The sequence below is a fragment of the Nitrospirota bacterium genome, assembly GCA_040756155.1.
Lineage (GTDB): Bacteria > Nitrospirota > Thermodesulfovibrionia > JACRGW01 > JBFLZU01 > JBFLZU01.
The window spans coordinates 18,425-29,601 of record JBFLZU010000018.1 but is presented as its reverse complement, the minus strand read 5'-3'; the positions used below and the strand labels follow the sequence as shown (position 1 = coordinate 29,601).

The window sequence follows — 11,177 nt, the reverse complement described above, 5'->3', positions numbered from 1 at the left end:
GTCCTGTTAATGCCATCCTTGAGGCAGATAGATGGAGGAAAGGGAGGGAGTGGGAATATACCAAGACAAAATCAGTCTGTCTTTCCTGTAGTAATGCATGTGATATAACTGTCAGCACAAAAGATGGCAGGATTATGAAGATAAATGCAGGTGCCGTGGAAGGCTCATCTGAAAGGTATATCTGTGCCTATGGTAGATTTGGATTTGACTACATCGACTCTGATACACGTATTACTTCGCCTATGAAACGTGTCAATGGCGAATTAAAGGAGACTACATGGCAGGATGCTATAGAGATAGTGGCAAAGGAACTAAGAAGGGGCAGGAAAGATTCAGGTTTTATATCAACTGCAAGCATACTAAATGAAGATGCCCTTGCGCTTAAGATATTCACCTCTGAAGTGGTAAAGACCAAAGATGTTGATACCACTGTAAGTCTTTATGGTGATGTAGATACATTAATCTCAGACAGTGCAGATATTGATGGAGCAGACCTTTTTGTTCTTGTTGATTTAGACCCGAACCAGTGGAAAAGGGTCTTACCAGCCCTTGATGCAATCATAAGAAGAAGGGTTAAGGGGGGTACAAAATTAATTACCATCAACTCCTCTGAGTCGAGTATTGCATCAGTAGCAACTGTAAACCTCGTCGAAGATGAGGCAGGAGTCCTTGCTGCATTAGCAAAAGCACTTATAGACAAGGGGCTCACAGGCGATAAAAAGCTCGCTTCTGCAGTTTCCAACGCTGTTGTTACAGAAGCCATAGAAAAGGCTGCATCACTTTTTGTTGAGGCTAAAAATCCAGTAATATTGACATCTCCAGCCATGTATCATGCTTCTGCAAATATCAGCCTCTTAAAGGGCACAGCAGTGTCCGTTCCCATAGAGAGCAATGCAAAGGGAGTAATAATGATGGGGTTAACCACAGAAGGGAAATCTTATAGAGAGCTACTTTCAGGGGGATTGAGTCTACTTTATGTGATAGGTGAGATACCAATAACCCATAGATTCAATGTCGATTTTCTCATCGTCCAAAATTCCCATCTTACTGAGCTTGCAAAGCAGGCAGATATTATCCTGCCATCGGTAACCTCCCTTGAGACGGAGGGCAGCATTGTGGATTACATTGGAAGGCTCAAGTATGTGCGCAAGGCTGTCGAACCAGCAGGCGAGGCAAAACAGCACAGGGATATCTTTATAGAACTCTCAAAGGTAATGGGCAGTCCGATAAAAGAACCAAAAGAAACTGAGATAAAGAAGGCAATAAATATAAAGGCAAAACCCTCAGTCAGCCCGTTTAAGAAGAAAGAAGGAGTTGATATATCTATGAATGAGATGATCGAGTCTATCAACGCATCTGTGATTAATGGCTCAAGGCTCCTTTGGCTCAAGGAGGTAGAAAAAACCGTTTTTTCCACCTCCTCTTAGCTACTCAAAATCACATTATAGGACTCCCACCATTGCTAAAAATATCCTGATGATATATTATATTGCCTGATAGTAGTCACAGGAGATAAGTTTTGGACGACTTTAAAATTACCTTTGAACCTCTTAAGAAGACAATAAAGGTATCAGCAGAAGAAAGTATCCTTGATGCTGCAAAGAGGTCAGATATACTTATAAATGCATCCTGTGGTGGTGAAGGGATATGTGGTAGATGTAAGATTATACTTAAAAAAGGGGGGTATGAAACCATCTCCACTGAAAAACTAACGCCGGAAGAGATAGAGAAAGGCTACCTCTTTGCATGCCAGACATATCCAAAGGGAGACATTACCATTGAGATCCCACCTGAGTCCCGTATAAAGAAGGCTCAGAAGATAGCAACACTCTCAGGAGCAAGAAACCTTTACAGGCTACTAACATCCACAGGTATAGAATGTGAACCTATAATAAAGAAAGTATTTCTCAAACTACCTCCACCTAATCTGCAGGATAATATAAGTGACTTCGATAGATTGAAGAGAGAACTTACAACAGTTTATGGAGATGGAAGGTGGATTGATATTGATATTGATATCTTAACAAAACTAAGCAATACACTGAGAGAAAAGGGCTGGGAGGTTACTCTAAATCTGATAGAGCTCCCTGATAGTATTAAGATAGTTGATATTCACCCTGGAGAAATACTCAAGCAACGCTTTGGTATTGCAGTAGATATAGGGACAACGACCATTGTTGTGTATATAGTTGATCTAAGTAATGGGAAGGTGATAGACCACACCGCAACATACAATTCCCAGGTGCATTGTGGGGATGATGTTATAACAAGGATTATATATGCTACAGAGAGAGGTGGGTTGAAAGAACTAAAGAATCTGGTTACTGCTGACATCAATAAGCTAATTGCAAAACTCATTCATAAACAGCATCTGGATCCAGGGCTCATCGAAAGTATCGTAATAGCAGGTAACACTACTATGACACATCTCTTTTATGGGATAAACCCACGATATATAAGAGAAGAGCCATATATACCTGTTACAAATCTGTTTCCTCTTGCCAAGGCTGGCAGAGTGGGCATAGATGTGAATAAAGAGGCTGTCATATATACAATGCCAGGTGTTGCAAGTTATGTTGGAGGAGATATAACTTCAGGTGTGATTGCATCAGGGCTTTACAATGAAAGAGAACTCTCAATGTTCATAGATATAGGTACAAATGGAGAGATTGTGCTTGGTAACTCCGAATGGCTTGTAACTGCTGCCTGTTCTGCTGGACCGTGTTTTGAGGGAAGTGGTATAAAATCAGGCATGAGGGCTACAGAAGGTGCTATAGAACAGTTGGAGATAAACAGAAAGACCTATGAACCTGTATTGAAGATAATTGGTAACACCCCACCTTCAGGGTTGTGCGGTTCAGGGATGATCGATGCCATAGCAGAAATGTTTCTTGCAGGTATTGTAGATCAGAAAGGGAATATCAATAAGGAGATACACTCTCCAAGAATACGCAAAGGTGACAATGGACTCGAATATGTAATAGCATGGGGAAATGAGACCGATACTGGTATAGATATAGTACTTACAGAAGTAGATATTGAGAATATAATGAGGGCAAAGGCTGCTATTTATGCAGGGTTTTCAACATTGCTGAAGGAAGTAGGTTTTGGATTCAGTGATATAAGAAAATTTTTTATTGGGGGAGGTTTTGGAAACTACCTGGATATAGAAAAGGCTATTATCATAGGACTCCTGCCCGATATTCCCCATGAGAAATTTATCTTTCTTGGAAACACCTCTATTACAGGGGCATATCTCTGTCTGCTATGTAGCGAGATGAGGAAGAGGGCTGAGGAGGCAGCAAAAAAGATGACATACATAGAGCTCTCTGTATCCAGATCATTCATGGACGAGTATATGTCTGCACTCTTTCTTCCACATACCAATATAGATGCCTTTCCAAGCTTAAAAAGTTCGAGGAGACTTAGCTTGCGATTCTGAAGCCTCTGTAGATATACTGTATACCCGAGGCAATTGTAAGTATCCCGGTAATCCATATAATGACGGATGGAAGAGCCTTCAGGCTATTCAGATTAACCAGCAGAAGGAGTAGTGCGGCAAGAAATAGCTGAGAAAATGTGGTAGCCTTTCCTATGAGCGATGGTGATACCTTCAAATTGCCTGTGACAATATAGAGAATCGCTGAACCAACAACTATAATCACATCTCTGCTTATCACAGTTATGGCGAGCCATTTAGGTATCCATCCAAGAATTGCGAAGATGATAAAGGATGTCAGTACCAGTGCCTTGTCTGCTAACGGATCAAGGAATTTGCCGATTGCGGTCTTCTTGTTCTGTATCCTCGCAATGAAACCATCAAGGGCATCCGTAAGTGCCGCTGCTATAAATAATGTAAGGGAGAGAGCATATTTGCCATAGGTAAGGGTAATAACAAAGAATGGTATCATCAGAATTCTCAGCACGGTGAGTGTATTAGGCAGGTTCATATCTTGTTTTTTCTACGAGTCATCGACTTCGGCTCTTTCCTCTGCCGTCTGTTCTCTGTCATCTGTCCTCTGTGTTCTATACAGATATCTTTCAAGTATCTTGTGATAGGAACTCCAGCCTCCTGCCTTTACACCTTCCTTTTCCATGAATGACTTGATACAGCTTACCTTTGCGTTAAGGTCATCAAGGTAGTACAGTACTAAAGCCTCAACTGTCTTGGGTCTTCTCGGGGAGCCAAATTCATAATATCCATGATGGCTCAATACCATGTGTTTCAGTAGTATTGCCTTTTCTTCGGGAAATCCTGGCAAGGAATTTATCTTTCTGTCAATCTCTTCTATGCCGAGTGTGATGTGCCCTATGAGTCTTCCTTCTGTAGAGTAATCAATGTGTGTATCGTATACAAACTCGTGTATTTTGCCTATATCGTGAAGTATTGCAGCGGTTATAAGTATATCCCTGTCTAAATCAAAATGTTCTGCAATATCCCTGCAGAGTGAAGTAACCTCTAATGTATGCTGAAGAAGTCCCCCGATAAATACATGATGCATTCCTTTTGCAGCAGGAGATCTTTTGAAAGCCGACATGAACTCTTCATCTTCAAAAAAGGATAACAGGAGTGTATGGAGATAGTAATTTCCAACAGAATTTATGTGATTCCTTAATTCAGAAAGCATTTCTTCTATGCTCCGTTCTGCACTTGGAAGAAACTCAGATATATCGACCGCATCATGGTCTATCCTTGTAAGTTCTTTAATATTTATCTCTTTATTGCCATGAAAGGTAGTTATCATTCCTTTTATCCTTACAAAGTCTCCATTCTCTATATCTTCTACAGAGCCTACATCCTCCCACATCTTTCCTTCTATCTCACCAGTCTTATTCCCCAATCTTAAAACAAGATAGGGATTTCCATTCTTTGAGACAGATAACTGTTTTCTCCTTAACTGAAAAACCTCGTTTACGGGTTCACCCTCTTTTAACTCTGCAATCCTCGGCATATTCTCCATTATATTTTTACATAAAAGTAATGTCAATTACGATTTTACTTTACAAGAAAGTTCTCTTTTCTTGACAAAAAGGCATCAAATCCATATAATTTAGAATGCTTTTAAATATAACTGATATACCCGAAGAAGGATTAACCCTTTGTTATAAAGAGGAAAAGGCAGAACTTGGTGTCATCGGGGAGGGGATTACGATTAAAGATGATGCGCAGGTATCTGTAAGGATATCTGTAATAGGATCAACAGTTTATGTATCTGGTACCGTCTCTGTCGCCATCTCAATGCAATGTAGTCGTTGTCTGAAGGTATTTCCTTGCAATATTAGTTCTATCCTCAACATCGAGTATGACCCAATAAGTGAGATAGAAAAAGAAGGTGAATTTGAACTGAAGAGCGATGAGATGGATGTAGGATTTTACAAAGGTGGCATACTTAACCTTACAGATCTTGTGAGAGAAGAGATAATCCTTTCTATACCTATGAGACCTCTCTGTATTGAAGACTGTCGTGGAATCTGCCAGTTGTGTGGGAAGAATCTTAATGAGGGTCTCTGCGAATGCAGGGTAGAGGAGATCGATCCGAGGCTTTCTTCGCTGAAAAAGTTGTTAAACAATTGAAACTTTAATAAGCAACAATCATGCCGATAGATTGGTATAGAAGTGTATAAAAATGTCACCCTGAATTTATTTCAGGGTCTCCAGAGATGCTGAAACAGGTTCAGCATGACAGTTTAGAGATATTTTCAGGTGAAAGGAGACAGGAGTGGCTAATCCAAAACATAAACTATCAAGGGCGAGAAGAGACAAGAGAAGGGCTAATAAAAGTCTGTGTATTCCTGCATACTCCATATGTCCAGAATGTCATGAACCCAAATGGCCACACAGGATATGTACGCACTGCGGGTCTTATAAAGGTCGCAGTGTCATCACAGTAAAAGAGATATAATATTAAGATGAAGATTGCAGTAGATGCAATGGGAGGAGATCATGCCCCTGCAGCGATTGTTGAAGGTGCAATACAGTCTACTATTGAGTACGGATTAGAAACGATTCTTGTGGGCGATGAAAAGAGAATCAGAGATGAGGTGATAAAACACAGAGCAACCGATTTTCCAATAACAATAAGACATGCCTCACAGGTTGTGGAGGTGCATGAGTCACCTTCATCTGCTCTAAGAAAGAAGAAAGACTCATCAATCAGGGTAGCAATAGAACTGGTGGTGAAGAGAGAAGCGGTGGCTGTTGTGAGTGCTGGGCATACAGGTGCAACAATGGCTACCGCCTTCTTTGTATTCGGCAGGTTGAATGGTATAGAACGACCTGCAATAGCAACAGTAATGCCCACCCTTAAAGGAGTATCTCTTTTACTTGATGTTGGTGCAAATGTTGACTGTAAACCAAATCACCTCTTGCAGTTTGCAATTATGGGTGAGCTGTATGTAAAACACATCCTTAAAGTGGAGAATCCAAAGATAGGACTTTTAAGCATCGGAGAAGAAGACATCAAAGGCAATGAGTTAACAAGAGAGACATTTAAACTCCTTAAACACAGTGACCTGAACTTTATAGGGAACATTGAAGGAAGGGATATATTCACTGGAAAGGCAGATGTTGTGGTTTGTGATGGTTTTATCGGCAATATTGCACTTAAAATAAGCGAAGGATTGGCTGATGCAATAACAAAAATGCTCAAAAGGGAGATAGCAGAGGCAGCTTCAGGAAAATTTGGCTATTTTTTACTAAAACCTGCCTTCAAGAGATTCAGGAAGCGGACAGACTATTCTGAATATGGAGGTGCGCCTCTGCTTGGAGTGAATGGTATCTGTGTAATAAGCCATGGTCTTTCATCAGGGAAGGCAATAAAAAACGCCATAAGGGTTGCAGCTGAATTCTCAAAGAGCGGATTAAATGAACGAATAAGCGAGAGGATGTCAATACTCTCCGGTCACAAAAGACCATCTCCAGAGACTGAACTTCTAAAGGTAAAAAAAGCATCATAGGAATATGCTGAGAACTAAGATAATTGGCACAGGCTCGTATCTTCCCAAAAAGGTAATTTCCAATTACGATCTGGAGAAGATGGTAAATACGAGTGACGAATGGATTACCGAGCGAACAGGTATTAAAGAAAGAAGGATTGCGGGGGATGGAGAAGCCACATCAGACCTTGCATATCACGCCTCTCTTAAGGCAATAAAAGATGCTAAGATAAACCCAAAGCAGATAGAGCTTGTTATTGTTGCAACGATAACCCCTGACATGGCATTTCCATCAACCGCCTGTATTCTTCAAGATAGACTCGGTTTGAAGGATACAGTGGCATTTGATATCTCAGCAGCATGTTCAGGTTTTATATTCGGACTGGCGGTTGCAGATCAATTTATCAAATCAGGTATATATAAGACAGCACTCATAGTGGGTGCCGAGACACTTTCAAAGGTAACCGACTGGAAGGATAGAACTACGTGCATCCTTTTTGGTGATGGCGCTGGTGCTGCAATAATTCAAGCATCTAAAAGTACTTCAGGAATTATCTCTTTTCATCTGCACTCAGATGGTGCCTATGTTGACCTCCTTTATATACCAGGTGGAGGCTCAAGAAACCCTGCCTCATACAAGACCATCAATGATGGTTTACATTTTATAAAGATGAGAGGAAATGAGACATTTAAGATTGCAGTAAAGACACTTGAAGGTGTGGTAATGGAGGCTGTTGAGGCAAATGGTATAAGCCCTTCGGAGATCGATCTTCTCATCCCCCATCAGGCAAATCTCAGAATAATACAGGCAACAGCAAAGAGGCTCGGACTCCCGATGGAAAAGGTATTGGTTAATATAGACAGATATGGTAATACATCTGCTGCATCCGTACCTATTGCCCTGGACGAAGCAGTAAGAACAAAACGGGTGAAGAAGGGTGATTTGATATTACTTGAGGCATTTGGTGGTGGGCTTACATGGGCAGCCGCACTGATCAGATGGTAGATATGAATTATTTCTTAACAGATGAACAACTGATGATTCAGGAACTTGCACGAAAGGTCGCTGAGGAAAAGGTAAAACCTGTGAGGGCTGAACTTGACGAAAAGGAAGAATTTCCATGGGAACTTATGAAGATACTTGCCCAGGCAGATCTCTTCGGAATCTATATCCCAGAGGAATTTGGAGGACTCGGTAGGGGTTCATTTGAACTGGCACTTGTAGTTGAAGAACTGAGTCGTGCGTGTCTTGGGGTTTCAACCACTTACGCTGCAAACGCACTTGCAACATATCCAATACTCCTTTATGGTAGCGAATCTCAGAAAAAGAAATATCTACCGGAGATTGCATCTGGCAGAAGACTCGCAGCATTCGGTTTAACAGAGGCGAATGCAGGAAGTGATGCAGCAGGAATACAGACAACCGCAAGACTCGAAGGAAACGAATATGTGCTGAATGGCACAAAACAGTGGATAACGAATGGTGGAGAAGCTGAGATATATACAATTATTGCTATGACTGATAAATCGAAGGGCAGCAGGGGTGCATCTGCCTTTATAGTAGAGAAGGGTTCACCTAATTTCACTTTTGGTAAAAAAGAAAAAAAGATGGGTATAAGGGCATCTGCAACAAGGGAACTTATCTTTGATAACTGCCGTATCCCGAAAGAGAATATAATTGGTAGGGAGGGTATGGGATTCATCATAACAATGAAGACGCTTGATTACTCAAGAACAGGCGTTGGAGCCCAAGGCGTAGGACTTGCACAGGGGGCACTCGATGAGGCTATAAAATACGCAAGGCAGAGAAGGCAGTTTGACCAGCCAATTATAAGTTTTCAGGCAATCCAGCACATGCTTGCAGACATGGCAGTACAAATAGAGGCTGCAAGGGCACTTGTTTATTCGATTGCAAGATATGTGGACTCGGGGGCAAAGGATATATCAAAGGTATCTGCAATGGCAAAGGTCTTCGCAACAGATATTGCAATGAGGGTTACAACCGATGCTGTCCAGATATTCGGCGGCTATGGATATATGAGGGAATATCCTGTGGAAAAGATGATGCGTGATGCAAAGATACTCCAGATATACGAAGGGACGAACCAGATACAGAGAAATGTCATAGGGCAAGCCCTCATAAAAGAGGCAGCGGCTAAGAAGCTCTAAATTCTAAATCCGAAAATCTAAACGTCTTGAATTTTGATCATTTGAATTTGTTTAGGATTTAGATATTAGAATTTAGGATTTACAAAGATGAATATCATCGTCTGCATAAAGCAGGTACCTGATACAGCAGAAGTAAAAATAAATCCTGAGACAAACACCCTTATAAGGGAAGGGGTGCCAAGTATTATAAATCCTTATGATATGTATGCGATCGAAGAAGGACTGCGTTTAAAGGAGCGCTACGGTGGCAGAGTAACAGTGCTCACGATGGGTCCTCCGCAGGCAAAGGAGGCTATAAAAGAAGCGATCTCTATGGGCGTTGATGAAGGGATACTCATATCTGATAAGGCGTTTGCAGGTGCAGATACACTTGCCACATCATATACACTCTCCGCAGGGATAAAGAAGATTGGTGCATTTGACTTTATAATCTGTGGGAAACAGGCGATAGATGGTGATACTGCTCAGGTAGGTCCCGAATTAGCCGAGCATCTGGATATCCCTCATATTGCATATGTGAAGAAGATACATGAGATAAGGGATGGCACTATAAGGGCTTACAGAATGATGGATGATGGATATGATGTGGTGGAATCTTCTATTCCTGTGTTGATTACGGTGGTTAAAGAGATAAATGAGCCAAGGATGCCTTCTCTTAAGGGTAAGATACGCGCAAAGAATTACGAACCTGTGGTATGGAATGCAGATGCCATTGGTGCAGATAGGTCACAGACAGGTTTTGAAGGCTCACCCACACATGTGGTAAGGATCTTTGGACCAAAGTCAAGGAGTGGGAGAAGGATACTCGAGGGAGCAATAGAAAAACAGGTCGAGGAATTGGTTGGGGAACTGAAGAAAGCAGGGGTATTGGTTTAGTTATGCATCTCAAAGTTATAGCAGACAACTGCACCGCTTGTGGGCTGTGCGTAGAAAGTTGTCCATATAGCGCCATAGAGATGAGAAAGGATACTGCATTTATCTCTATGGAGATCTGCACCTTATGCAGGGCATGCCTTCCTGTCTGCCAGACAGGCGCAATAATAGAGGTTTCTGGGCTCACCGAGGTCTCTCAAACCTTAAGTTATACAGGTATACTTGTCTTCGCAGAACAGAGAAATAAAAAACTCGCTTCTGTATCCCTTGAACTTCTCGGTAAAGGAAGAGAGCTTGCAGATGACCTGAACTGTATGCTTTCTGCTGTTATTTTAGGGAACGATATAAAAGAGATGGCAGATGAACTTATAGCATACGGTGCAGACAGGGTATATTTAGCCGATAACCCTCAACTCTCTGACTTTAATGATGACGCCTATACAGAGGTTGTATTCAGAGTAATTCAACGATATAAACCAGGCATTGTGCTTGCAGGTGCTACCTCTATAGGGAGATCATTTATACCGAGGGTCGCTGCCCGTCTTGGCACAGGACTGACAGCAGATTGCACTGGGCTTGGTATAGATAAAGGGGCAGGACTGCTCCTTCAGACACGACCTGCATTCGGTGGAAATATAATGGCTGAGATACTCTGTCCTGTGAGACGACCTCAGATGTCAACCGTAAGACCTAAGGTAATGAAAAGGATAGAGAAAAACCGTCAAAGACAAGGTGAGATTATTCCGATAATAATAGATAATGAAAAAATTCCCTGCAGGGCAAGGATGCTCGATTTCGTTGCAGATTTAACAAGCACAATTAATATTCAGGAGGCTGATGTAATAGTATCGGGTGGTAGAGGACTCGGTGATGGTAAAAACTTTAAGCTGGTTGAAGAACTTGCAGATGCACTCGGCGGCGCTGTAGGTGCATCGAGAGCTGCAGTTGATTCAGGATGGATAGCATATTCCCATCAGGTGGGACAAACAGGAAAGACTGTTGCGCCAAAACTTTACATAGCTATCGGTATATCAGGTGCTGTCCAGCATCTTGTCGGGATGCAGTCATCAGACATAATAGTTGCTATCAACAAAAACCCAGACGCCTCCATATTCAATGTCGCTAACTACGGAATTGTCGGTGACCTTTTTGAAGTAGTGCCACTACTTATTAAAAAGATAAAAGAGAACCAGTGAGAG

General features: G+C 41.7%; 11 protein-coding genes. 9 read left to right on the top strand and 2 right to left on the bottom strand.

Annotation, left to right across the window (positions count from 1 at the left end; translation table 11 throughout):
* Positions 1-1,427, top strand: a 1,427-nt coding sequence (locus AB1488_01670) for a molybdopterin-dependent oxidoreductase (GenBank protein ID MEW6408806.1), incomplete at its 5' end; no start/stop codon positions are given.
* A 92-nt stretch (positions 1,428-1,519) separates the two neighbouring features.
* A complete protein-coding gene (locus tag AB1488_01665; protein MEW6408805.1) occupies positions 1,520-3,442 on the top strand; it encodes an ASKHA domain-containing protein in 1,923 nt (640 codons plus the stop codon).
* Here the strand turns inward: AB1488_01665 and pgsA are convergent.
* Both pgsA and AB1488_01655 read right to left on the bottom strand, forming a co-directional pair.
* Positions 3,426-3,950 (bottom strand): CDP-diacylglycerol--glycerol-3-phosphate 3-phosphatidyltransferase, encoded by a 525-nt coding sequence (gene pgsA, locus AB1488_01660; protein MEW6408804.1) that lies wholly within the window; start codon positions 3,948-3,950, stop codon positions 3,426-3,428. The genes AB1488_01665 and pgsA overlap by 17 nt on opposite strands.
* A 12-nt stretch (positions 3,951-3,962) precedes the next feature.
* Positions 3,963-4,952: an HD domain-containing protein gene (locus AB1488_01655; protein MEW6408803.1), complete on the bottom strand. Its 990-nt coding sequence runs from the start codon at positions 4,950-4,952 to the stop codon at positions 3,963-3,965.
* Between the two features lie 104 nt (positions 4,953-5,056).
* Between AB1488_01655 and AB1488_01650 the strand changes: the two genes are divergently transcribed.
* From AB1488_01650 to AB1488_01620, 7 genes are all read left to right on the top strand, one after another.
* Complete coding sequence (locus tag AB1488_01650) at positions 5,057-5,575, top strand: DUF177 domain-containing protein (GenBank protein MEW6408802.1); 519 nt, start codon at positions 5,057-5,059, stop codon at positions 5,573-5,575.
* A gap of 145 nt (positions 5,576-5,720) precedes the next feature.
* Positions 5,721-5,903 (top strand): 50S ribosomal protein L32, encoded by a 183-nt coding sequence (rpmF, locus tag AB1488_01645; protein ID MEW6408801.1) that lies wholly within the window; start codon positions 5,721-5,723, stop codon positions 5,901-5,903.
* Positions 5,904-5,910: 7 nt separating this feature from the next.
* On the top strand, positions 5,911-6,957 hold the full coding sequence (gene plsX / locus AB1488_01640) for a phosphate acyltransferase PlsX (protein MEW6408800.1): 1,047 nt from the start codon (positions 5,911-5,913) through the stop codon (positions 6,955-6,957).
* Between the two features lie 4 nt (positions 6,958-6,961).
* On the top strand, positions 6,962-7,942 hold the full coding sequence (locus AB1488_01635) for a beta-ketoacyl-ACP synthase III (protein ID MEW6408799.1): 981 nt from the start codon (positions 6,962-6,964) through the stop codon (positions 7,940-7,942).
* Positions 7,943-7,944: 2 nt separating this feature from the next.
* Positions 7,945-9,105, top strand: a complete 1,161-nt coding sequence (locus AB1488_01630; protein ID MEW6408798.1) for an acyl-CoA dehydrogenase family protein — start codon at positions 7,945-7,947, stop codon at positions 9,103-9,105.
* A gap of 87 nt (positions 9,106-9,192) precedes the next feature.
* Complete coding sequence (locus AB1488_01625) at positions 9,193-9,981, top strand: electron transfer flavoprotein subunit beta/FixA family protein (protein ID MEW6408797.1); 789 nt, start codon at positions 9,193-9,195, stop codon at positions 9,979-9,981.
* A gap of 2 nt (positions 9,982-9,983) precedes the next feature.
* Positions 9,984-11,174 carry an FAD-binding protein gene (locus AB1488_01620; GenBank protein ID MEW6408796.1) on the top strand — a complete coding sequence of 397 codons (1,191 nt, stop codon included), beginning with the start codon at positions 9,984-9,986 and terminating at the stop codon, positions 11,172-11,174.
* Positions 11,175-11,177 lie beyond the last annotated feature (3 nt).